Raw genomic sequence first — 21343 nt, 5'->3', positions numbered from 1 at the left:
TGTCGAACCGTTCGCTACCGACCGATGCCGCAGCCCGACACCGTGTCGCAGTCCAGCCCCGCTTCCTCCAGCGCGTCGATGAACTCGTTCATCCCGATCGCATCGCTGGCGATGTGGCCGGTGACGACGAGGTTCTTCCCCTCGTCGCCGTACTCCTCTTTGAGTTCGGCCGTGTCGCCCGCGCCGACGTGGATGTACAGCACCGTGTCGACGCCGTTGTCGAAGTAGGCGCTGGCCACGTCGCTGCCGCCGTTGGTGCCGGCGGCGTGGTGGATCGCGACCTCGCCGAGGTCGTTCTCGCGCTCGCCGAGGCGCAGTTCCACGTCGGTGATCGCCTCGTCGATCTCGGGGATCTCCCCCAGCGCGTCCGCGAACGCGCCGACGGTCGCATCGTCGGCCAGATCGTCGGCGACCTCGCGGAACCGCCGGCGGCCGAGTTCGTCCGGCGCGAGATGGACGTTCATGTACGGCTGGTCGAGGTGCTCGGCGATGCTGGGGTCGTGGCGGTAGTTCGCGCTGTGGCCCGCGTGCTCCATGCCGGAGATGATCGACGAGGCCGCCGCCTCCGCGCGCTCCTCGGGGACGCCGTGGTCGGTCATGAACTCGATCTGCTTGTCGAGCACGGGCGCGAAGTTCACCCGCGGGTCGCCGCCCGGCGGGTGGTGTGCGAGCACGAGGTCGTACCCCTCGCGGTGGGCCAACTGGATCTCCGGCGACTCGAGGTCGATACCGACCAGCGCCGTCTCTACGGCGTCGGCGGGGACGTGAACCCCGCTGTCGGCCGGCACCTCGTCCCAGCCGACGAGGTCGAGGCTGATCTCCATGATCTCCGCAGTCGAGAGTGCCATGGGCTCTCTCCCCACGGCCCCGGTGAAAAACTCCCGAAGCCGGCACGGACCACCGGGACGCCGCGACGTCCGCCGGCGACGGAATCGGCAATCCGGACATCAGCCGACAGCGCCTTTTCCCGCCCCGCCGTGGTCCCGGTGTGAACGCCGAACTGTTCGAACCCCTCACGCTGCGCGAGACGGAGATCCCGAACCGCGTGATGGTGTCGCCGATGTGCCAGTACTCCTGTGACGACCGCGACGGGCTGGCGACGGAGTGGCACCACGTCCACCTCGGCAGCCGCGCCGTCGGCGGCGCGGGCGTCGTGATCGCGGAAGCGACCGCCGTCGAGCCCCGGGGCCGCATCTCGCCGGAAGACCTCGGGCTCTGGAGTCAGGAGCACGCCGACGCGCTCGCTCCGACGGCCGAGTTCATCCGCGAGCAGGGCAGCGTCCCGGCGATCCAGCTGGCCCACGCCGGCCGGAAAGCCAGCACCCGGCGCCCGTGGGAGGACGGCCCCCGCCTCGTCAAGCCGGACGAGGGCGGCTGGACACCCAAGGGTCCCACCGAGACGCCGTACCCGCGCGACGAGGAGAACACGGCGCCGACCGAGCGCATGGACACCGAGGACATCGCCGACGTGATCGACTCCTTCGAGCAGGCTGCGAAGCACGCGCTCGACGCCGGCTTCGAGGTGCCCGAGATCCACGCCGCCCACGGCTACCTGCTCCACGAGTTCCTCTCGCCGGTGTCGAACGACCGCGACGACGAGTACGGCGGCGACTTCGAGGGACGGACGAAGCTCCTCCGGGAGGTCTGTGAGCGCGTCCGGTCGATCTGGCCCGACGAGAAGCCCATCTTCGTGCGCATCTCCGCGACCGACTGGCTCCCCGACCGCGAGTCGTGGGACGTGGCTCAGTCCGCTCGTCTCGCCGGCGATCTCGCCGAGCTCGGTGTCGACTTCCTCGACGTTTCCTCGGGCGGCATTCACCCGGACCAGCAGATCCCCCGAGCCGGCCCCGGCTATCAGGCCCAGTACGCCGAGACGATCCGCGAGGTGCTGGCCGAGGACGGGCAGACGCTCTCGGGCGACGCGCTCGCGGCGGGCAGCGACGAGATCGCGGTCGGCACCGTCGGCGGCATCACCGACGCGACCCACGCCGAGGCGCTGGTGGGCAACGAGCGCGCCGACGCGGTGCTGCTGGCACGCGAACATCTCCGGGACCCGTACTTCACGCTCCACGCCGGCCGCGAACTCGACGCCGAGAACGCGCCGGAGTGGCCGGATCAGTACAAGCGAGCCTGAGAAACGCCAGCGAGGCGGTTTCGGGGGTAGACTTTTCGAACCGGTCGCCGAAACCCTGCTCATGCCGACCGTCGAGACGTGGTCGCTGTGGCTTCACATCGCCGCGGGAACGGTCGCGGTGCTCGCCGGCGTCGGCGCGCTCGCGACGGAGAAGGGCGGCCGCCGACATCGCGGGGCCGGCAAGCTGTTTCTCGCCGCGATGGCCGTCACCGTGTCGACAGTGTTCGTGCTGCTCGCGGCCGCGGTGACGACGTTCCGGATCGTCCTGACGCTCGTCGCGATCTTCAGCGGCTATCTCGCGTTCTCGGGCTACCGCGCGCTGTCGCGGAAGCGCCCGGACGACTCGCCGCAGCCGGTCGACTGGCTGGCCGCCGCGGCCGTCGTTCTCGCGTGTCTCGCACTGGGCGGCTGGGGGATCGTGTGGTTCCTCGGCGGGAGTTCCTTCGGGCTCGTCATGGCCGTCTTCGGCGCCATCGGCGTCGCGTTCGGCGGGCAGGACCTGCGGTCGTTCCGTCGCGGGGGGAACGGAGCGTGGATCGTGAGCCACCTCCAGCGGATGCTCGCGGCGTTCATCGCGACGGTCAGCGCCGTCTCGGCCGTGAACCTCGGGCCGACGCTGGGCGTGCTGGCGTGGCTGTGGCCGACGATCGTCGGGACGCCGCTGATCGCCTACTGGTCGAACGAGTACGAGTCGGACTGAGAGCGTAGTCGCTCGCGAACTGAGAACGGAATGAATGACGGACGACCGGGGTTGCCCGGCGTTCCGACACGGGGAGTCTCGGTTGCCTCCTCCACCCCGCGACCCGACGAGCGACGGGCGTCCGACGGTGGGCTGCTCGCTTCCGCGCCTGACCCAGTGCCGTCGATCAACCGCGGCGGACCGCCCCTGCGGGCGGGCGTCGCGGACCGCTGTCCCCGGCGGACGAGGCTTCCACGTCGGCTCCCGAGGCCCGTGCCGGTCTGACCGGACGCGCCCGGGGTTCGGCCCCCCCTGAAGACTATATCGGGGGTGACGAGCGGGGCCTAACCGCCCGACCTAGTCCACCCAGACGTAGCGGGGTCGAACTTAAGGCCCTTTCGGGTCGGAAATCCCGGCGCCGGCGGCGTGTTCGACGAAGCTCAGAACTCGACCCGCGACAGCGTCTCGGTCCGATCGGCGACCGACTCGTTGTACGCCGCGACGAACGCGGGGAACTGCGGGACGTACCGGCGCACGTCGGCGGCCTCCGGCGGCGCGTACTGCGAGAGCAGGTAGACGCCGTCGCTGCCGCCGATCCGGAGGTAGGAGACGCCGTCGCGGTCCCAGTTGAGCTCCCAGCGCTGGCCGTCGATCCGGCTCTCGAAGGTGCCGTACTCCCCGCCTTCGAGGCGGTGGAGCTGGCCGGCGATCTCGTCGCAGACCTCCTCGACGCGATCGAGCACGCGTCGGCGCTCGGCGACGGCCTCGTCGGTGCTCGCCGGTTCGGGGAACTCGGTCGGCACGTCTTCCAACTCCGCCTCCACGGCCCTGACGTGGCCGTTGAACGCCCGGACGAACGCCGAATAGTCCCCGAGCGCCCGTGCGAGCGCGGCCGGCTCCGGCTGGCGCTTGGTCGAGACGACGTACACCTCGCTGCCGCTCTTCGGCTCGAACAGGAGGAACTCCAGATCGCCAGCCTCGTACTTGACGGTCCACTCCCCGGCGTCGGTTGGGAACTCGACGCGGCCGTAGTCACCGCCCTCCAGCAGCGCGAGTTCGTAGGCGATCTGCCCGGCATGATCGCGGACGGCGTCGACCAGTTCGTCGCGACGCTCGGCGACCGCGGCGGCGTCGGTCGGGTCGACCGGCGGCCAGTCGGTCACAGCGCCGTCCGCGCTTGGAGTCCCGAGGCCGCCGTGAGGACGACCGCCCCGCCGAGCACGGCCCAGCGGTGGTTCTCGATCCACGCGTACTCGGCGGGGAAGCCGAACAGCACCGTCGAGTCGAGCGTGAGCAGCCAGACGACCGCGGTCAACGCGGTGCCCAGCGCGACGACGACGCCGACGCCCGACAGCGTTAGGGCGTCGGTGTGGGGCTGCCCGATCGCGAGGAACACGACCGCGGCGACGATCGCCAGCAGGCCCACCGCGGTGAGCCCGAACGGGCCGGCCGCGTAGTAGGCGCCGAGCGTGTCCCCGGCCTCGGTCACCAGTACGAGCGGCGCGAAGGCGACGACGGCGAGCAGCGCGGCGACGGCCGCCGTCAGCTTCCCGGCGTCCGCGGGGTCCGCGAGATCCATAGCCGGAACTCGCGCCGCGCCGGGCATAAATCGCTCGTGTTCGGCGAAGGGAAACGCGTAAGCGACCTGCGGCCGGCCAACGGGTATGGACCGAGTCGCCATCGTCGGCGCGTCGATGACCCCCTTCGGCGACCGCGAGGGGGAGTGGCTGCGGGACCTGCTCGCCGAGGCGGGCGCGGACTGCCTCGACGACGCCGGGGTCGCCGCCGACGCCGTCGACCACCTGTACGTCTCGAACATGGCCAGCGGCGAACTGGAGGGGCAGACGGGCGCGCCGAACATGCTCGCCCACGATCTCGCCGCCCAGCCGGCCTACACCGCACGGATCGACCAGACCTCCTCCTCCGGGGGTGCGGGCATCTACGCGGCGTGGCAGTCGGTCGCCTCCGAGGCCAGCGAGATGACGCTGCTCGTCGGCGGGGAGAAGATGACCCACAAGACGACGGGGGAGGCGACGGACGTGATCGCCTCCCTGACCCACCCGGTGGAGTACAAACACGGCGTCACGCTCCCCTCCTTCGCCGGCCTCACGGCGCGGCTCTACCTCGACGAGTACGACGCGCCGCGGGAGAGCCTCGGGAAAGTCGCCGTCAAGAACCACAAGAACGGCGTCGACAACCCCAAGGCGCAGTTCCGGAAGGAGGTCGATTTGGAGACCGTCCTCGACTCGCCGATCGTCGCCGACCCCCTCCGACTGTACGACTTCTGCCCGATCACCGACGGCTCCGCGGCGCTACTGTTCTGCCCGGAGTCGGTCGCCCGGGAGATCACGGACGAGTACGTCGTCGTGAGCGGCGTCGCGGGCGCGACGGACACCCACGTCGTCCACGAGCGCGCGGACCCGACGACGATGCGCGGCGTCGTGGAGTCGAGCGAGCAGGCCTACGAGATGGCCGACCGCGACCCCGAGGACGTGGACTTCGCCGAACTCCACGACATGTTCACCATCCTCGAGTTCCTGCAGTTCGAGGACCTCGGCTTCGCCGAGAAAGGCGAAGGCTGGAAAGCGATCGAAGAAGGTCGTACCGAACGCGACGGCGACCTGCCGATTAACACCTCCGGGGGCCTGAAGTCGAAGGGCCACCCACTCGGCGCATCCGGCGTCGCACAGGCGGTGGAGGTGTACGAACAGCTCCTCGGCGAGGCCGGCGACCGACAGCTCGACGACCCCGAAGTCGGGCTGGCCTGCAACGTCGGCGGCTTCGGCAACTGCGTGACCACGACGATCCTCGAAACTCCGGAGGCAGAATGACCGACCAGACCGACGATACGACCGACAGCGACGACCACGAGATGACCGCGTACCGCTACCCCGACGGCAGCGTCACCTACCCCGGCCACCCGCGCGGCCCGGGCGGCGAGGAGCCGGTCGGCACCGTCGACCTCGGCGAGTACACCGCCGAGGTGGTGACGTGGACCACCTCGACGGCGACGCCGCCGGGCGTCCGCCAGCCGAACCACCTCGCGATCGTGGAGTTCGACGTGGACGGCGTGCCGGTCCGCGCACTCGGCCAGTTGGAGGACGCGAACGTCGACATCGGCGACACCGTCGAGCCGGTTCACGTCGACGAACTCCGCGACCCCGAGGTGGGGATTCGCGAGCCCGAGAGTCAGGACTGGGACGGGTTCCGGTTCCGACCCGTCGAGGAGTAGCTACTCGGCCGCGGTGTCGTCCGTGTCGTCCGATCCATCGTCGTCACCCGCGCTCTCGGACCCTCTGACCTCCTCCCGGATGGAGTCGAGTTCGGCGTCGACGTCGGGTTCGGGCGAGCCGTCGGACTCCGCAACATCGCCGCCGGCGTCCGGTTCACCGTCGTCGGCTACGTCGATCGAGACTGCATCGTCACCCGCCGCTCCGCTGTCGTCTCCTTTTCGCCCCGCGTCGGCCGCTTCGTTCGCGTCCCGGAGTCGCTCCTGAATCTCCGCGGAGAGCGATTCGGCCTCCGAGAGCAGTTCGCGGGCCTCGGGGTCGGGCGCCTCGGTCCCCGCGATCGCGTCGTTCAGTTCCTCCAGCGTGCTCGTCAGTCGATCCGTCGAGAGCCCCCGGCCGGCGTCGATCGCCCGGCGGACCGCGCCGTCGTCGCCCGGCGCGGCCGACCGCTCGGGGTCGAGCGCGCGCAGCGCCGCACCGGTGAGCCGGAGCAGCCGGACGTTCGTCTCCAGGATCGAGATCAGCGTCGGGATGGTGTACTCCTCGGTGAAGCGCAGCACATCCCGCAGCCGTGGCGGGCGCGGCGGTCGCCGACCACCGCCCGGGAGCCCGTGGGGGATCGTCGGTGGCTGGCGGCGGTCGTCGTCGAGCTCCTCGCGGAGTTCGGTCAGCGTCGATTCGAGCTCGTCGAGGCGGGCACGCAGGTCGTCCTCGGAGGGGTCCCGACGGTCGGTCATGACTCCGCGTTGGGGCGGGCGCCCCATAAGCCTGCACCGCCGACACCGATGGGCCTTACTCGGGGGCGCTCGAACCGCCGAGCATGAGCGACTCCGAGGGCGAGACCGAACTGACGGCCGGCGACGTGACCGCCAGCTACGTCGAGGAGGCGGGCGAACGCCGACTCGACTTCGTGCGTGAGGGACGAACCGCCTCGATCGCACAGAACGTCGACGGCTACGCCATGCTCAAGGTCCGAACCGGTCCCGAGGGCGACGAACTCGAACGCTACTACGGGTTCGACATGGCGCTGGATCACGCTGCGGAACTGCTCGGCGTCGCCGTCGACGACCTGCCCGTTCCCGGCCCCGCCGAAGACATGGGGATGTAGCGAGCGGGCGAGACTTTATCACCGATAGCGGGACCACCCGTCCCGTGGCGCGACCGCACCGATCACGGAATCCGAGCCGGCTGGCTGTCTCCCTGTTCCTCGTGAGCCTGTTGCTCGTCTCGCCGGCCGGTGTCGCCGTCGGTCACGCTGTTTCGTCTCCGAACGCCGACGTGGCCGGGACTACCGACCGGCCGAGCACCAACGAGACCGCTGCAGTCGTCGAAATCTACCCAGACCCGGTCCGGAACGGCGACGCCGGGGAGTACGTGGTGGTCCGACTCCCCGAACCCGGAAACTGGAGCCTCTCGGACGGCGAGTCGACGACGCGACTCCCGAACCGTTCCGGGAGGCTGCTGGTCACGCCCGACCCCGAGGTTGTCGCCGACCGTGCCGACGACGGGCTGCGGGTGGTCGAGGGGTCGTTCGCGCTCGCGAACACGGGCGAGACGGTCGTCCTCCGGCGCGCCGGGCGGGTCGTCCACCGCGTTCGCTACGCGGAGACGACCGAGGGCGAACGGTACCTCCCCGCGGTCGACGAGTGGCGGCCGCGGGGGCTCGATCCGCGACCACCCGTGACCACCGGACCGGCCAACGCAACTGCGTTCCTGCTGCCCGACTCGCCCGAGATACCGATCGAGACGCTCCGGCGCGCGGACGACCGCATCCTGCTCGCGGGGTACAGCTTCACGTCCGAGCGCGTCACCGAGGCGCTGCTCGCCGCCGAATCGCGCGGTGTCGACGTTCGGGTGCTCGTCGAAGCGGAGCCGGTCAACGGCGCCGCCGCACGGCAGGCCCGGCTCCTCGACCGCCTCGCCGATGCCGGGGTGGCGGTCCGCGTCGTCGGTGTCGGCGCGAGTCGATTCGCGTTCCACCACCCGAAGTACGCCATCGCGGATGGCCGCGCGCTCGTGCTCTCGGAGAACTGGAAGCCGTCGGGCGTCGGCGGCGCGTCGAGCCGCGGCTGGGGCGTCCGCGTCGAGAACGGCAGTACGGCCGACGCGCTCGCGGCGCTGTTCCGGAACGACAGCACCGCCCCGGACACGCAGCCGTGGGCAGCGTTCCGCGAGAACCGCCGGTTCGAGCCGATTCCGACTGCGAACGGGAGCTACCCGACCCAGTTCGCTCCCGAGCAGGTGACGGCGCGAAACGTCACGCTTCTGACCGCGCCCGGCAACGCCGAGTCGGAACTGGTCGCGGCCATCGACGCCGCCGAGTCGCGCGTCGACGTGCTGCAGCCCAGCCTCGGCCGGCAGGACAACGCGCTCGTCCGGGCGACGCTGCGGGCCGCCCAGCGCGGCGTCGAGGTCCGGATCCTGCTCTCCGGCGCGTGGTACTCGGCCGAGGAGAACGAGGCGCTGGTCGCGTGGCTGAACGACTGGGCCGATCGCAACGACGCGCCGCTGTCGGCGCGAATCTCCGAGCCAGCGGGGCGATACGAGAAGATCCACGCGAAGGGGCTGCTGGTCGACGACGACCTCGCCGTGGTGGGCTCGCTGAACTGGAACGAGAACAGCGCGACACGGAACCGCGAGGTGGCGCTCGCGCTCCGCGGGGCGGAGCCAGTCGCCTACTACCGCGAGAGCTTCGACGCCGACTGGCGGGGCGGGAGCGACGCCGGGCGGACGTGGCTGTTCGCTGCCGGAGCCGTCGCCGCGGTGCTAGTGGCGGCGTTAGTCGCGACGCGGTCGCTGAACTTCGCGGCGGTGGAGAAGTGGGAAGAGTGAGGTTAGTCGTCACAGAGGTGCGGCCGACGGTTGCCGCGCCTCAGTCGTCCAGCGCGGTTGACAGCGTACCGCGCTGATCAGTCGTCCAACGCGGCGGCGGTCGAGGAGAGCGCCTCGTCGATCTCGGCGTCGGCCATCTTCTCGACCAGCGCGTCGATCACCTGCTCGCGGCGGCCCTTCACGAACTTGATCGAGCCGACGACGAGGTGGCCGCCGCCGGAGACGCCGGCGCCGGGCAGCTCCTCGTTCAGCTCCTCGACCATCTCGGGGATGTCCAGCCGCACGCCGTCGCTCCGCAGCACGGCGAAGTCCGGCCCGTAACCGATCGTGATCACGGGGTCGCCCGTCTCCTCGACCTTCGTGTCGTGGAGCTCGCCGGTGGTCTTCCCCGGCGCGGGGTAGGTGAAGCGGTGGGCCCACTGGTCGAGGTCGATTCGGTAGAGGTGGGCGTCGCTCTCGAGAGTCTCGTGGTCGACGTGGTCCTCGACGGCGTCGAGCTGTTCGGCCACGTCGCGCTCGGCGCGGTTGGCGAGGAAATCGACGAGCTCCTCGTGGCGGTCGCGGTCGTCACAGCCGACGTTGAGCACGTCGTTGACGACCGAGTGGCCGCTGGAGTAGCGCAGGAAGTGGGCGGCGTAGTCCAGCGCCTCGCCGATGTCGTCGAGATCGCCGCGGTCGTACCCTTCTGCCTCGGCGAGCTCGACGTAGTCGCTCATCGCGTCGGCCCGCGAGCGGTCCGAGACGCCCGCGACGGCGGGGACGTGCCGGAGTTCGTCCGTGATCTGGGGGTCGATCATGCGGGCGAGCTCGACGCACATCATCCCCGTGGTGATGCTGTAGTCCTCGTCGTACAGGTAGGGGTTGACGTGAGCGTCGAGCAGCGGGTCGACGGCCTCCGGGTCGGGGTGGTGGTGGTCGACCACCGCGATGGGCATGTCGTAGTGGGCGAGGTTCCGGTACGCCGGGGTGTCCTCCTCGGTGCTCCCGTTGTCGAGCATCAGCAGGAACGGGAGCTGCTGGCCGTGGCGGGCCCGCCCCTCCAGCGCGAAGTTGAGGTCGCGAGTCACGTCCTCCATCTCGTAGAACGGCGCCTTCGCGGGGAGCCGCTTGAGCAGGTGGCGGCCGGCGTCGGGGTCGGCGTGGACCTCCTCGATGAAGCTCTCCAGCGCGCGCTGGACGGGGACGGCGGCACACATCCCGTCGCCGTCGGCGTGGTGGCGGACTCGGATCGGTCGTCCTTCGAGCACCGTCCGGCGGAGCAGTCGCGCGAGCTCCTCGAGGTCCGGCCGGAGCTTCTCGAACTCGGGCCACTCGACCAGCGGCTCGACCGAGTCGGGGCCGGCGCGTTCGGTGCGGGCCTCCTCGAGCCGCTCGCGGGCGGTCGCTTCCGTTTCACCGTCCAGCACGCTCACGTTGTCGACTTCGAGCTGGCGGACGCCGTCGTGGAGGCCGACCTCGCCGCTCACGCGGACGACGTCGCCGATCTCGGCCTCCGGGTAGGCGCGCACGCCGGCCTCCTCGAACGCGGCGGCGGCGACGATCCCCGTCTCGTCGCCGACGTGGAAGATCGTCGGGCCGCCGGTCTGTTTGATCTGGGTGAGCTCGCCCTCGACGGTGACCGTCTCGCCGCGGCGGAGCTCGTCGACGGCCGTGATCTCGGGCTCGTGCTCGACGGCGACGACGCGGTTCTCGGCGGGGTCGACCTCCTCGAACGCGATGTCGCCGTTCTCCCGGATCTCCGTCAGACGGACGACGAGCTCGTCGCCTTCCTCGTACTCACTATCGAGGCCGGACTCGTGGACCAGCCCCGAGACGTTCTCGGAGGCGTCGACGAAGATGCCGTAGTCGACCACGCCGTTGACTGTCACGAGGTAGCGCGCACCTTCTGCCACGTCGTCGACCGTACAGTCGTCGTCGAGATCGTAAACCACAGTCGCGTCGTCGGGAACATCCCGACGGGCCGAGGGCGAACCGCCCTCGGCGGTGCCGGCGTCCTCGCCGGCTGAGTGCTCAGTCATACGGAAAACTCGGCGGTCGCGGGTGTTAAGTCTTCCAGTTCGAACACGACACGCCCCCGCGGGCGTCCCGGAATCCTTAGTTGGCGCCGCCCCCGAGTACCCGGAGATGGGACTGTTCCGGTCGGGCGATGTGGTCGGCATCGCCGACGACGCCCTCACGTTCGCGCTCGAAGCGTCCCGCGAGACCCACCCCGACGAGTACATGGGGCTCCTGCGCGGGGAGCCCGCCGAGGAGTTCGGGCTCGACCACGAGGGGCTGCTCGTGACGGACGTGCTGATCATCCCCGGCACCGAGTCCAACCCGATCAGCGCGACGGTGAAGACGAGCATGGTTCCCAACGACTTCTCCTCCGTCGGGTCGATCCACTCCCACCCCAACGGCGTCCTCGAACCCTCCCAAGCCGACCTCGCGACGTTCAGCAAGGGGCAGGTGCACATCATCGTCGGCCACCCCTACGGCCGCGACGACTGGGTCGCGCTCGACCGCGAGGGGAAACGTCGGGGCCTCCCGGTGTACGACGTGGAACTGGACGATCCCGAGGAGTTCTTCGACTTCACGCAGGCGGACATCGACGCCGAACTCGGCCTCGACGGGGACGAGCCATGAGCGGGGAAGAGCCCGGCGACACGGGCGGCCCGACTCGCGCGGTCGCACAGGGCACGTTCGACCTGCTCCACCCGGGGCACGTCCACTACCTCCGCGAGGCCGCCGAGCACGGCGACGAACTCCACGTGATCGTCGCCCGGAGCTCGAACGTCTCCCACAAGGAAGATCCCGTGCTCCCTGCCCGCCAGCGCCGCGACGTGGTCGGCGCGATCGACGCCGTGAACGAGGCACACCTCGGCCACGAGTCGGACATCTTCGTCCCGATCGAGCGCATCGACCCGGACGTGATCGTGCTCGGCTACGACCAGCACCACGACGAGGAGGCAGTGGCGGCCGCGCTGGACGACCGCGGGATCGACTGCGACGTGGCTCGTGCCGGCCCGCACGAGCCGAAGTACGACGGGGAACTGCTCTCGACCGGGCGGATCGTCGAGCGAATTCTCGAGCGGCGCGGGTAGCCAGCGGTCGCCCCTCGCCCGCGTGCGTGACTCCCACCGCCCGGGCAGACGCGAAGCGGATAAGTATCGCCGGGCGCTAGCTCGCGTAGTGACTTCAGACCGCCAGTTCGCCGGCCTGCTCGCGGCCGCCGCGATGGGGGTGTACCTCCTCGTCGCCGTCGGCGCGACGACGGCGGTGACCGACGCCGCCGCCGCGTGCCGCGGCTGGCCCGCCTGCGGCGGCGGCTTCGCGCTCCCGACCTCCGCGGACGGCTGGTTCGCCCTCGGCCACCGGATCGGCGCCGTCGGCGCCGGTCTCCTGCTCGTCGGCGCCACCGCCGTCGCGTTCCGCCGCGGCGAGTCCCGGCGCGTGAAGGCCGCCCTCCTGTTCGCGCTCGCGCTGTTCCCGCTCCAGTCCGGCGTCGGCGCCGTCATCGCGACGACGGCCGTGGCGCCGACCGCGGCCGTCTCGGCGATCCACCTCGCCGTCGGCGTCGTCATCTTCGGCGGCGTGCTCGCGGCGCTTGCGTGGACGCTCGAAGCCGCCACGGGCGACCCCGACGACGAGCCCGAGGACCCGCTCGACGACGAACTCCCGCCCGTCGAGGACACCCCCTCGCCGTCGCTCCCCGAGCCGGGCTGGCCCCGGACGAAGGCGAAGCTCGCGGCGTACGCCCGACTCACCAAGCCCCGGCTGATGTGGCTGCTCTGTCTGGTGGCGGCGGCGGCGATGGCGCTGGCCGGCGGCGAGAACTTCACCGTCCCTGTCGTCGCGAAGACGCTCGTCGGCGGTGCGCTCTCGATCGGCGCCTCCGGGACGTTCAACCACGTACTCGAACGTGACGTCGACCGCCGGATGCAGCGCACCAGCGACCGCCCGCTCGCGGTCGACCTCGTGCCGGTCCGCAACGCCGTCGCGTTCGGCCTCACGCTCGCCGCGATCTCGGTCGGGCTGTTCGCCTCGATCAACGTCCTCGCGGCCGTGCTGGGGCTGATCGCGATCGCGTTCTACAGCGTCGTCTACACGCTGATCCTCAAGCCCAACACCGTCCAGAACACCGTCATCGGCGGCGCCGCCGGCGCGCTCCCCGCGCTGATCGGCTGGGCCGCGGTGACCGGCGAGATCGGCTGGGGCGGCGTCGGCCTCGCGACGGTCGTGTTCCTTTGGACGCCCGCCCACTTCTACAACCTCGCGCTCGCCTACAAGGACGACTACGAGGCGGGCGGCTTCCCGATGATGCCCGTCGTCCGCGGCGAGACGACCACGCGCCGACACATCCTCTGGTACCTCGGCGCGACGCTCGCGGCGACGGCCGCGCTGGCGCTGATCCCGCAGCTGGACTGGCTGTTCGTCGCCCTGGGGATCGCCCTCGCCGGGGTCTTCCTCTGGGCGGTCGTCCGCCTCCACTTCGAACGTACCGAGGCGGCGGCGTTCCGCGCGTTCCACGCCTCGAACGCCTACCTCGGCGGCGTGTTGCTCGCCGTCGTGCTCGACACGCTGGCGCTGTGACGATGTCCGTCCTCGACCGCGTGGGCGCCGACGATCTCCCCGAACCGCGGACGGTGCTGTTCTGGACGGGCGTGCTGTACGTCGAGGTGATGGCGCTGACCGGCTACTGGCTGTTCGGCGACACCGTCTCGGTCAGCCAGCCGCGCTTCGCGCTGTACGGCCTGCTCTGGCTCAACGTCTCGCTGTGGGTGTTCCTGCGGACCGACGCCCCCGACGCGAGCGCCGCGGCGGTCCGCCGCGCGGGCGTGCTCGCGCTCGGCTACCTCGCAGTGCTCGCGTACACCGGCGGCGTCGTCGCTCCCGGCATTCCGGTGACGTTCGACTACACGGCCGGCTTCTCGGTGCTGTGGCTCCCGCCGGGGTGGGGGCCCGCACTCACGTTCAAAAGCGAGTTCCTCCGACTCGTCCTGATGCCCGCCCGGGTCGTCGGCTACCTCGCGCTGGCGTATCTCGTCTACGTCACGGTGCTCGACGTGTCCGGCTCGGCAGTGTCGGGGCTGTTGGGGCTGTTCTCCTGTATCTCCTGTTCGTGGCCGATCGTCGCGTCGATCGGGACGGCGGCGCTGGGGGGCGGCTCGTTCGTCGCGGCGGCGACGACGACGTACGCCTACGACGTGTCGACGGCGGTGTTCCTGGTGACGGTGGCGCTGCTGTCGTGGCGGCCGTCGGTCGGCTCGTTGCGGTGAGCTATCGACCGATCGGCGGCATCAGTTCCGGCCGGCACGAACTTTAAGCGTCCGCGAGGATTGGGTTCGGTCGATGACGATCACGACCGAGTTCCGACTCCGGTCGCCGGCGCTGCCGCTCGTCAGCATCCCGGCGACGCTCCCACCCGACGAGGTCGTCTGCTCGCACGCTCTCTGTATCGAGCCCGAAGCCCGGGTGTTCATCGCCGAGATCGACGCCGCGGCCGGCGTCTCCGAGGCCGACCTCGCGGCACTCGACGAGATCCAGTCCGTCTCGTCTCTGGGGGAGCGCAACGGCGAGACCGTCTACAAGCTCACCGCAGACCTCGACGACTCGATCGCCCCGGCGTTCGATCCCGAACGGTTCGACGGCGCGAAGATGGAGTCGACGGTCGTCACGGCCGAGGGGTGGCACGAGACGAAGGTGTTCAAGGACTACGACGTGTTCCAGGACTTCCACACCACCTTCGAGAACCACGGGATCTCGTTCGAACTCATCTCGATCTCCTCCGACGGTTCGTCGTTCGATCGGAGCTCGGACGAGCCACTGACCGATCGACAGCGGGAGGCCCTCGAACTCGCCGTCTCGCGTGGCTACTACGAGAGCCCGAGACAGGTCACAGCCGCGGAACTGGCCGACGAGCTGGGGATCTCACAGCCCTCACTGTCGAGTCTCCTCCGCCGTGGCGAACGGCGGCTGCTCACTGCCTCCCTCGACGTGGAGGAGGACTTGAACACCCTTTCCAGATAGCGTCGAACTGAACCCCCCGGCACCCGTTCGTTCAGGGGATGACAGCCGACTTCGGTGCAGAACTGGAAGGACAGGTCGCGATCGTCACCGGTGCGTCCTCTGGGATCGGTGCCGCCACGGCGGAAGCACTCGCTTCCCGTGGCGCGGACGTCGTTCTCGCCGCGCGCCGCGTCGACGAGCTCGAAGCGGTCGAGGCCCGGATCGAGGAGACCGACGGCGACGCCCTCGTCGTCCCGACGGACATCACCGAGGACGACGACATCGACAACTTAGTCGAAACCACGCTCGGCGAGTACGACCGCATCGACGTGCTCGTGAACAACGCGGGGATCATGCCACTCGCACACGTCGCGGAGCTCGACCGCGAGACGATCGAGACGACGGTCGACGTGAACCTGACGGGGCTGATCAAGCTCACCAACGCGGTCGCGCCGACGATGATGGAACAGGAAAGCGGCCATATCGTCAACCTCTCCTCGGTCGTCGGGCGGTTCCTCCAACCCAACAGCACCCACTACAACGCGGCGAAGGCTGGCGTGAAGATGTTCGGCGACTCGCTCCGGCTCGACCTCGCGGAGGCCGGCGTCCACGTCGCGACCATCGAGCCGGGCGCGGTCGACACCGAACTCCTCGACCACATCCCCGACGAGGAGGTCCGGGAGAGCGTCGAGGAGCACGTCGGCTCGATGGACGCGCTCGCGCCGGAGGACATCGCCCGCACGATCGCGTTCGTCGTCACCCAGCCCCCCCGCGTCGACATCAACGAGGTTCTGATCCGCCCGCTCGATCAGGTCCAACCGTAGCTCGGCTCCCCCGTCGTGGGATAAACACCCTATCTTGATAGCGTCGAAACACAAGGACACTGGCCCCCGATCAGGGGTTGAGATGGAGATAACGAGCGGCAGTTCACGACCTTCCGTCGAGGGGCCCGACGAGTACTTCACCGGCGACACCCGGATCGACCCACTGTTCGATGCGCGCGACGAGGCTCGCGCCGCGGCGGCGAGTGTCACCTTCGAGCCGGGTGCCCGCACCGCGTGGCACACCCACCCGCTCGGCCAGCGGCTGGTCGTGACGAGCGGCTACGGGCTCGTCCAGCGCGAAGGCGGGGAGATCGAACGGATACAGGCGGGCGACGTGGTGTGGTTCCCTCCCGGGGAGAAACACTGGCATGGCGCGACGCCGGAGCACGCGATGACCCACATCGCGATTCAGGAGGAGGACGACGGCGAAGCCGTCGAGTGGCTGGAACACGTCACCGACGAGGAGTACGGGCCGGCGTCGGAGGACTGAGCCGCCCGACGAGGTGGCCGCCTCACCCCACGTCCAGATGCTCCGCGATCCCTTCGCGGATGATCTCCTCACAGTAGCCACAGCGCACGCCGTCGTCGAGCACGTCGAAGCGGCTCTCGACGGGCTCGTCGGCGTTCGTGATACAGCTACTGTTCGGGCAGGCCAGCACGCCCACCACGCTGTCGGGACGCTCGGCCTGCTTCTTCTCCTGTACGTCGTACTCCCGGACGATGTTCACCGTCGCCCGGGGCGCGATCAGCGAGAGCACGTCGACCTCGGCTTGGGAGAGTTCGCGCTCCTCGACTTTCACCACGTCCTTGGTGCCGAGGCGGTCGGAGGGGACGTTCATCGCGACGCTGACGCCGGTGCCCTCGCTGCCGTCGATCCCGAGCATCGCGAGCACGTTCAGCGCGCTGCCGCCGGGGAGGTGGTCGAGCACGGTGCCGTCGCGGATCTTCGAGACGCGGAGTTCGTGGTCACTCATGGTTCTGGAACAGGAAGTCGAGCAGCGCCATCCGGACCGGGACGCCGTTGTGGGCCTGCTCGAAGTAGTCGGCGTGCTCGGTGTCGTCGATCTCGGGAGCGATCTCGTCGACGCGGGGCAGCGGGTGCATCACCGTCAGATCGTCGGCGGCCGCGTCGAGCGTCTCGCGGTCGATCCGGAACTCCCCGGCGACTTTCTGGTACTCGTCCTCGTCGGGGAATCGCTCGCGCTGGATCCGGGTGACGTACAGCACGTCGAGATCGGGCAGTACTTCCTCGAGTTCAGTGTGTTCGCGGACCTGCGCGCCGGCCTCGTGGAGGTCGAACCGGACCGACCGGGGGAGCCGGAGCGACTCGGGGCTGACGAAGTGCATTCGCGTGTCGAACTCCGTCAGCGCGGTCGCGAGCGAGTGGACCGTCCGGCCGTACTTCAGGTCGCCGACGATCCCGATCGTGAGATCGTCCAGTCCCGCGGCCTCCCGGATCGTGTACAGGTCGAGCAGCGTCTGACTCGGGTGGTGGCCCGCGCCGTCGCCCGCGTTGACGACGGGCGCGTCGACGAACTCCGCGGCCATCTTCGCGGCGCCCTCTCGGGGGTGCCGGAGCACGAGCCCGTCGGCGTACCCCTCGATCACCCGAACGGTGTCGGCGAGGCTCTCGCCTTTCTTCACCGAGGAAGCGTCGACGCCGCCCATGTCGACGATATCGCCGCCGAGCCGCTTCATCGCGGCCTCGAACGACATCTTCGTTCGCGTGCTGGGCTCGTAGAAACACAGCGCGAGCAGCTTCTCCGGGTACCGGGCGGGGAGGTCGTCGCCGGCGTCGAGCGCGGCGTCGAACTCGGCGGCGCGGTCGAGCACCCGCTCGACGTCCGCCCGCGAGAGCTGCCCCGCGGCGACGAGGTGGTCCTGACGCATCACTCGTGAGCGGGATGGGCACGACCTTGAATCCCTCGGCTCCGTCTTCGGTAGTGGTGTACACGTCGATGGGGCTGCAAGCCGGGGGCGTTACGAATCTCGAAGCGCCCGGTCGGCGGCCGGGAACCGCATCCGGAGCAGCGGGTCGCCGTCGGTGTCGGCGACCGTGAACTCGCCGTCCGACTGCTCGACCGCCCACCGGAGCAACCAGAGTTCGAGCCCCTGCAGGTGATCGAGGGGGGTCTCCGAGCGCGTCGACACCAGTTCGAGGTCCTCGCGGGGGATCGCGCCGCCGCGGTCGCGCACGTCGAGGCGGACGTCCTCGCCCTCCCGGACCACCGCGATCTCCGCGACCGGCCGTTCGGTGTCGCTCAGCTGGTACAGCAGGTCCTGTACCGCCGCCCGGAGCGTCGGGTGAGCCTGAATCGCTACCGACCCCGACGCCCGGAACTGGACGTCGGCCGTGGGAAACTCCTCGCGCAGCGACGCCACGCCCTCGCCGACGACCGCGTCCAGTTCGATCGCGTCGCCCATCTGCTCCGACTTCCGGACGACGGTGTCGAACTCCCGGACCTGTTCGCTGATCGTGTGCAGCTCCTCGGCGGCGGCGACGATGCGCTCGGCGGCGGCCACCGGATCGACGCCGTCGTCGACGATCGCGTCGGCGTACCCCCGGATCACGTTGGTCTTGTTCCGGACGTTGTGTCGCAGGATACGGTCCAGCACCGCGAGACGCTGTTCGTTCCGGACGCGGTCGGTGATGTCCCGCTGGAGCCCGAGGTAGTGGGTGAGCTCGCCCGCCTCGTCCCGGATGGGTACGATGTCCAGCCGGTTCCAGAACGGCGTGCCGTCCTTCCGGTAGTTCAAGATCTCCACCGACTCGGGCTCGCCGGCGTCGATCGCGGCCCGGATCGTGTCGACGGTGGACTCGTCGGTGTTCTCCCCCTGGAGGAACCGACAGTTACGGCCGAGCACCTCACCGAGAGGGTAGCCGGTGATCCGCGTGAACCCGGCGTTGGCGTAGATGAGCGGCTGGTCGTCCGCGCGGACGTCGACGATCGTGATGCCGTGGGCGGCCGCCTCGACAGCGCGGCCGAACAGCCTGAGCCGGTCCTCGCGGCGATTCGCTTCGGTCCGGTCCTGAACGAGCAGTTGGACGACGTCCGACCCCTCGTAGCTGATCCGGATGGCGGCGACCGAGGCGTCGATCCGCCGACCGCGGGTGCCCCGGAACGTGAGGTCGACGAACTCGGACGCCCCGTCCCCGGCGGGGGGAGTGGCTTCGAGCAGCGCGGTCAGCGCCGTTTCGTCCGCCTCGTCGACGAACTGCGTCACGTCCTCGCCGTAGAGTTCGGTCGCGGCGTCGTCGAGCAGTTCGGCCGCGGCGGTGTTGGCGTAGACGATATCGCCGCCGTCGACCACCAGCACCGCCTCGGGGGAGAGCTCTACCAGTTCGCGGTACTGTGCCTCACGGTGGGCCAGTTCGAGCGACGCCCGCCGGGTCGCGAGGAGGTTCTCGATCCGGCGGGCGAGACCGGTTCTGCGCAGCGGCCGTTCGAGCACGTCGTCGATCAGCGCGTCGCCGACGCCGTCGGCCGTGTCGACCTCGTCCGGGTCGCTGTCGGCTCCGAGCAGCAGGTGCGGGAGGAACCCGTCCGAACTCGCCTTTCGCTCCCGGAGGCGCTCCCGGAACCGGTCGAACCCGGCGCCGTCGAGCAGACAGACGTCGTACTCCTCGGGAATCCCCTCGTCGCCGAGCCACACGTCGTAGCTCCCGACCTCGTCGAGCCACTCTTCGACGAGCTCCCGGTCGCGACCGGGCGCCATCGCTAACAGGACGTGCTCGGTACGACCGGACGACAGTTCCACGCGTACTCGGTACGGTCACACGACCATTATACCACCGAATTTTGTCGTCCCGTTGTCGAGACCGGCGGACGAGCCGGCGGGTGACATCCCGCGCCACGGCGCCGAAACGGCGGGAGCGCTAGGACTGCCACTCCGCGTCCGAGAGCGTCCGCTGGACTGCCTCCTCGCCGACCGCGGCCGCCAGCGACCGGAACGCCGCGCGCTCGTCGCGTTCGCCAGCGTTCGCGACCAGCCGCGAGACGATGAACTCCGGCGTCGAGCGCCCGACGGTGCCGAACCGGGGCTGGTAGTCGACGCGCAGATCGAGCTCGTCGGTCAGCCCCTCGGCGAAGATGCCGTCGATCCGGGCGGTGTCGGGCAGCGGCGAGAGGTCCTCCGCGAGGTGGGTGACGAACACGCCCAGCGCGCCGCGGTCGACGGTCAGGTCCACCAGCCCGTTGAGTAGGTCCGCCGCCCGGCCGGGCTCGGTGATCGCTTCGAACTCGTCGACGAGCATCAGCGCCCGCCCCTCCCCGGTCAGCGGCGGCACGACCGAGCGCAGCGTCGACTCCAGCACGCCCGCGTTGAACGAGGCGTGCCGGCGGTGGAACACGACCGTATCGAAGCGGCCGACCTCCGCGCGCTCGGCGGGCACGGGCAGCCCCATCGCCGCCAGCAGCGCGACGCCACACAGCGTCTCCAGCAGCGTCGTCTTCCCGCCGGAGTTCGCACCCGTCAGCACCGCCACGCGGTCGCCCGAAGGGGGATCAGCTTCGCCCCCGGAGACCGAGTGCGTCCCGACGCCGTAGGTGACCGGCTGGACCTCGCCGTCGACGAAGAGGTTCCGAGCGTTCCGGACGGCGAGCCCGTCCTCGACCAGCGACGGTCGCGTCAGGTCGTGGGTCGCGGCGAAGCGAGCCAGCGAGAGGTCGAACGCGAGCTCGTCGACCGCGTCCACCGCGGCCTCGACCCCCTCGCCGGCGTCGTCCAGCGTCTCCCGGAGGTCGGTCGCGACGGCCGCCTCGCGGTCGGCGACCTGCCCCTCCAGATCGGCGACCAGCGCACGCAGCGTCGCCGAGACGAAGTCGGTTTCGTCGCGGGCCTCGTCGGGCGCGACCGACCGGACCTCGCTCGCGGTCACGCCGGTCTCCTCGGCAACGTAGGAGATCACCGCGCTCTGGAACGCCTCCAGCGAGCGAACGTCCTGCCCCCGGACGGTCTCCAGCACGTCCAGCGCGGCGTCGTCCAGCCGTCTCGCGGCGGTCAGTTGGGTCCGGAGCTCGTCGAGGCGGTCGTCGGCGCCCTCCCCGACCGACAGCGGCTCGTCGCCGTCGCCGAACTCCCCCTCGACGGCCGCCAGCGCGTCGACGGCGGCTTCGAGCGCGTCGGCGTCGAGGTCGGCCAGCCGATCGAACGGGCCGCCCTCGCTCGTCCCCACGCGGCGGAGTTCGAGCGCGGCCTCGACCGCGGCGCGACGGCCGCCGCCGGCCTCGTCGTAGCTCGCAAACGCGTCGACCACCCGTTCGCGATCGTCCTCGCCGAGGTCGCTCCACACCTCGCGTGCTCGGTCGATTCGGTCCAACCGTTCGTCGGCCGCCTCGTGGCTCGCCAGCGGCGTGAGCACGCGGATCCGGTCGGCCGCGCCGCCGGTCAGCGCCTCCCCCGCGGCGAGTTCGAGCAGGTCGCCGTACACGTCGCGGGCGTCGCCGGTGCCCAGCGTGTCCAGCCCGGCCGCGCCCGTGGCCCGCCGGAGGATGCGCGTCGCCCGGCCACGCGGGAGCCCCGCGTCGACGAGCGTGCTCACGTCCGCGGACTCGATGGCGCGCACCGCGCGCTCGACGCCCAACTCGGCTTCGAGCAGGTCGGCCGTCTTCGGACCGACGCCCCAGTACTCCTGCAGTCGCATAGGTGCCAATGC

Annotated in this window: 22 protein-coding genes and 1 other RNA gene; 13 read left to right on the top strand and 10 right to left on the bottom strand. The window is 70.4% G+C overall.

Features of this window, described 5'->3' with window-relative positions:
- Window positions 1–14: 14 nt before the first annotated feature.
- Window positions 15–848 (bottom strand): hypothetical protein, encoded by an 834-nt coding sequence (locus ACQUSM_RS04070; protein ID WP_435115994.1) that lies wholly within the window; start codon window positions 846–848, stop codon window positions 15–17.
- Between the two features lie 140 nt (window positions 849–988).
- Here ACQUSM_RS04070 and ACQUSM_RS04065 point away from each other — a divergent pair, with 140 nt between their 5' ends.
- Window positions 989–2134: an NADH:flavin oxidoreductase/NADH oxidase gene (locus ACQUSM_RS04065; protein WP_435115992.1), complete on the top strand. Its 1146-nt coding sequence runs from the start codon at window positions 989–991 to the stop codon at window positions 2132–2134.
- A gap of 61 nt (window positions 2135–2195) precedes the next feature.
- The gene (locus ACQUSM_RS04060) at window positions 2196–2834 is read left to right on the top strand and encodes a hypothetical protein (protein WP_435115990.1); all 639 of its coding nucleotides are present in this window, start codon (window positions 2196–2198) and stop codon (window positions 2832–2834) included.
- Between the two features lie 35 nt (window positions 2835–2869).
- Here ACQUSM_RS04060 and ffs read toward each other — a convergent pair.
- The 3 genes from ffs to ACQUSM_RS04045 all read right to left on the bottom strand — a co-directional run bounded on the left by ffs (window position 2870) and on the right by ACQUSM_RS04045 (window position 4392).
- An RNA gene (gene ffs / locus ACQUSM_RS04055) (signal recognition particle sRNA) lies at window positions 2870–3181 on the bottom strand.
- Between the two features lie 72 nt (window positions 3182–3253).
- Window positions 3254–3976 (bottom strand): hypothetical protein, encoded by a 723-nt coding sequence (locus ACQUSM_RS04050; RefSeq protein ID WP_435115988.1) that lies wholly within the window; start codon window positions 3974–3976, stop codon window positions 3254–3256.
- Window positions 3973–4392, bottom strand: coding sequence for a DUF7548 family protein (locus tag ACQUSM_RS04045; protein ID WP_435115986.1), 420 nt, complete (start codon window positions 4390–4392; stop codon window positions 3973–3975). Before ACQUSM_RS04045 ends, ACQUSM_RS04050 begins: the two co-directional genes overlap by 4 nt.
- Window positions 4393–4477: 85 nt before the next feature.
- Between ACQUSM_RS04045 and ACQUSM_RS04040 the strand changes: the two genes are divergently transcribed.
- Together ACQUSM_RS04040 and ACQUSM_RS04035 are read left to right on the top strand one after the other, a co-directional pair.
- Complete coding sequence (locus tag ACQUSM_RS04040; RefSeq protein ID WP_435115984.1) at window positions 4478–5644, top strand: thiolase C-terminal domain-containing protein; 1167 nt, start codon at window positions 4478–4480, stop codon at window positions 5642–5644.
- A complete protein-coding gene (locus ACQUSM_RS04035; protein WP_435115981.1) occupies window positions 5641–6045 on the top strand; it encodes an OB-fold domain-containing protein in 405 nt (134 codons plus the stop codon). The genes ACQUSM_RS04040 and ACQUSM_RS04035 overlap by 4 nt, the downstream gene beginning before the upstream one ends.
- Here ACQUSM_RS04035 and ACQUSM_RS04030 read toward each other — a convergent pair whose 3' ends face one another.
- Window positions 6046–6780: a DUF7547 family protein gene (locus tag ACQUSM_RS04030; protein ID WP_435115979.1), complete on the bottom strand. Its 735-nt coding sequence runs from the start codon at window positions 6778–6780 to the stop codon at window positions 6046–6048. It lies immediately after the preceding gene.
- Window positions 6781–6863: 83 nt separating this feature from the next.
- On the opposite strand from ACQUSM_RS04030, the gene ACQUSM_RS04025 reads away from it, so the two are divergent.
- Window positions 6864–7151, top strand: a complete 288-nt coding sequence (locus tag ACQUSM_RS04025) for a DUF7111 family protein (protein WP_435115977.1) — start codon at window positions 6864–6866, stop codon at window positions 7149–7151.
- 44 nt (window positions 7152–7195) lie between these two features.
- A complete protein-coding gene (locus ACQUSM_RS04020; protein ID WP_435115975.1) occupies window positions 7196–8875 on the top strand; it encodes a phospholipase D-like domain-containing protein in 1680 nt (559 codons plus the stop codon).
- A 77-nt stretch (window positions 8876–8952) separates the two neighbouring features.
- Here the strand turns inward: ACQUSM_RS04020 and ACQUSM_RS04015 are convergent, their stop codons facing one another.
- Window positions 8953–10893: a DHH family phosphoesterase gene (locus ACQUSM_RS04015; protein WP_435115973.1), complete on the bottom strand. Its 1941-nt coding sequence runs from the start codon at window positions 10891–10893 to the stop codon at window positions 8953–8955.
- A 106-nt stretch (window positions 10894–10999) separates the two neighbouring features.
- Here ACQUSM_RS04015 and ACQUSM_RS04010 point away from each other — a divergent pair, with 106 nt between their 5' ends.
- The 7 genes from ACQUSM_RS04010 to ACQUSM_RS03980 all read left to right on the top strand — a co-directional run bounded on the left by ACQUSM_RS04010 (window position 11000) and on the right by ACQUSM_RS03980 (window position 16177).
- Window positions 11000–11500, top strand: a complete 501-nt coding sequence (locus ACQUSM_RS04010) for a Mov34/MPN/PAD-1 family protein (RefSeq protein WP_435115971.1) — start codon at window positions 11000–11002, stop codon at window positions 11498–11500.
- The gene (locus tag ACQUSM_RS04005) at window positions 11497–11958 is read left to right on the top strand and encodes an adenylyltransferase/cytidyltransferase family protein (RefSeq protein WP_435115969.1); all 462 of its coding nucleotides are present in this window, start codon (window positions 11497–11499) and stop codon (window positions 11956–11958) included. Before ACQUSM_RS04010 ends, ACQUSM_RS04005 begins: the two co-directional genes overlap by 4 nt.
- Before the next feature lie 133 nt (window positions 11959–12091).
- A complete protein-coding gene (locus ACQUSM_RS04000) occupies window positions 12092–13447 on the top strand; it encodes a heme o synthase (RefSeq protein ID WP_435118281.1) in 1356 nt (451 codons plus the stop codon).
- 2 nt (window positions 13448–13449) lie between these two features.
- On the top strand, window positions 13450–14133 hold the full coding sequence (locus tag ACQUSM_RS03995; protein WP_435115967.1) for a DUF7546 family protein: 684 nt from the start codon (window positions 13450–13452) through the stop codon (window positions 14131–14133).
- A 73-nt stretch (window positions 14134–14206) separates the two neighbouring features.
- The gene (locus tag ACQUSM_RS03990) at window positions 14207–14884 is read left to right on the top strand and encodes a helix-turn-helix domain-containing protein (protein ID WP_435115965.1); all 678 of its coding nucleotides are present in this window, start codon (window positions 14207–14209) and stop codon (window positions 14882–14884) included.
- A 38-nt stretch (window positions 14885–14922) separates the two neighbouring features.
- On the top strand, window positions 14923–15687 hold the full coding sequence (locus ACQUSM_RS03985) for an SDR family oxidoreductase (protein WP_435115963.1): 765 nt from the start codon (window positions 14923–14925) through the stop codon (window positions 15685–15687).
- 82 nt (window positions 15688–15769) lie between these two features.
- Entirely contained in the window at window positions 15770–16177 is a 408-nt protein-coding gene (locus ACQUSM_RS03980) for a (R)-mandelonitrile lyase (RefSeq protein WP_435115961.1), read from the top strand.
- Window positions 16178–16199: 22 nt separating this feature from the next.
- On the opposite strand, the gene pyrI is transcribed toward ACQUSM_RS03980, so the two are convergent.
- The 4 genes from pyrI to ACQUSM_RS03960 all read right to left on the bottom strand — a co-directional run bounded on the left by pyrI (window position 16200) and on the right by ACQUSM_RS03960 (window position 21331).
- Window positions 16200–16661 carry an aspartate carbamoyltransferase regulatory subunit gene (gene pyrI, locus ACQUSM_RS03975; protein ID WP_435115959.1) on the bottom strand — a complete coding sequence of 154 codons (462 nt, stop codon included), beginning with the start codon at window positions 16659–16661 and terminating at the stop codon, window positions 16200–16202.
- Complete coding sequence (gene pyrB, locus ACQUSM_RS03970) at window positions 16654–17577, bottom strand: aspartate carbamoyltransferase (protein ID WP_435115957.1); 924 nt, start codon at window positions 17575–17577, stop codon at window positions 16654–16656. Before pyrB ends, pyrI begins: the two co-directional genes overlap by 8 nt.
- A gap of 90 nt (window positions 17578–17667) precedes the next feature.
- Window positions 17668–19446, bottom strand: coding sequence for a PAS domain-containing protein (locus ACQUSM_RS03965; RefSeq protein ID WP_435115955.1), 1779 nt, complete (start codon window positions 19444–19446; stop codon window positions 17668–17670).
- Window positions 19447–19564: 118 nt separating this feature from the next.
- The gene (locus ACQUSM_RS03960) at window positions 19565–21331 is read right to left on the bottom strand and encodes a DNA mismatch repair protein (RefSeq protein WP_435115953.1); all 1767 of its coding nucleotides are present in this window, start codon (window positions 21329–21331) and stop codon (window positions 19565–19567) included.
- Window positions 21332–21343 lie beyond the last annotated feature (12 nt).

It is taken from the genome of Halolamina sp. C58, from assembly GCF_051195095.1.
GTDB lineage: Archaea > Halobacteriota > Halobacteria > Halobacteriales > Haloferacaceae > Halolamina.
This window is presented reverse-complemented; position numbering and strand designations above follow the sequence as displayed.

What these genes read in the sequence shown, in the direction of transcription:
- ACQUSM_RS03960 (WP_435115953.1), bottom strand. Translation starts at nt 21,331, where the DNA reads ATGCGACTGCAGGAGTACTGGGGCGTCGGTCCGAAGACGGCCGACCTG.
- ACQUSM_RS03995 (WP_435115967.1), top strand. Translation starts at nt 13,450, where the DNA reads ATGTCCGTCCTCGACCGCGTGGGCGCCGACGATCTCCCCGAACCGCGG.
- ACQUSM_RS04030 (WP_435115979.1), bottom strand. Translation starts at nt 6,780, where the DNA reads ATGACCGACCGTCGGGACCCCTCCGAGGACGACCTGCGTGCCCGCCTC.
- ACQUSM_RS04025 (WP_435115977.1), top strand. Translation starts at nt 6,864, where the DNA reads ATGAGCGACTCCGAGGGCGAGACCGAACTGACGGCCGGCGACGTGACC.
- pyrI (WP_435115959.1), bottom strand. Translation starts at nt 16,661, where the DNA reads ATGAGTGACCACGAACTCCGCGTCTCGAAGATCCGCGACGGCACCGTG.
- ACQUSM_RS04040 (WP_435115984.1), top strand. Translation starts at nt 4,478, where the DNA reads ATGGACCGAGTCGCCATCGTCGGCGCGTCGATGACCCCCTTCGGCGAC.
- pyrB (WP_435115957.1), bottom strand. Translation starts at nt 17,577, where the DNA reads ATGCGTCAGGACCACCTCGTCGCCGCGGGGCAGCTCTCGCGGGCGGAC.
- ACQUSM_RS04015 (WP_435115973.1), bottom strand. Translation starts at nt 10,893, where the DNA reads ATGACTGAGCACTCAGCCGGCGAGGACGCCGGCACCGCCGAGGGCGGT.
- ACQUSM_RS04035 (WP_435115981.1), top strand. Translation starts at nt 5,641, where the DNA reads ATGACCGACCAGACCGACGATACGACCGACAGCGACGACCACGAGATG.
- ACQUSM_RS04060 (WP_435115990.1), top strand. Translation starts at nt 2,196, where the DNA reads ATGCCGACCGTCGAGACGTGGTCGCTGTGGCTTCACATCGCCGCGGGA.
- ACQUSM_RS03990 (WP_435115965.1), top strand. Translation starts at nt 14,207, where the DNA reads ATGACGATCACGACCGAGTTCCGACTCCGGTCGCCGGCGCTGCCGCTC.
- ACQUSM_RS04070 (WP_435115994.1), bottom strand. Translation starts at nt 848, where the DNA reads ATGGCACTCTCGACTGCGGAGATCATGGAGATCAGCCTCGACCTCGTC.
- ACQUSM_RS04000 (WP_435118281.1), top strand. Translation starts at nt 12,092, where the DNA reads ATGGGGGTGTACCTCCTCGTCGCCGTCGGCGCGACGACGGCGGTGACC.
- ACQUSM_RS04045 (WP_435115986.1), bottom strand. Translation starts at nt 4,392, where the DNA reads ATGGATCTCGCGGACCCCGCGGACGCCGGGAAGCTGACGGCGGCCGTC.
- ACQUSM_RS03985 (WP_435115963.1), top strand. Translation starts at nt 14,923, where the DNA reads ATGACAGCCGACTTCGGTGCAGAACTGGAAGGACAGGTCGCGATCGTC.
- ACQUSM_RS04005 (WP_435115969.1), top strand. Translation starts at nt 11,497, where the DNA reads ATGAGCGGGGAAGAGCCCGGCGACACGGGCGGCCCGACTCGCGCGGTC.
- ACQUSM_RS04010 (WP_435115971.1), top strand. Translation starts at nt 11,000, where the DNA reads ATGGGACTGTTCCGGTCGGGCGATGTGGTCGGCATCGCCGACGACGCC.
- ACQUSM_RS03980 (WP_435115961.1), top strand. Translation starts at nt 15,770, where the DNA reads ATGGAGATAACGAGCGGCAGTTCACGACCTTCCGTCGAGGGGCCCGAC.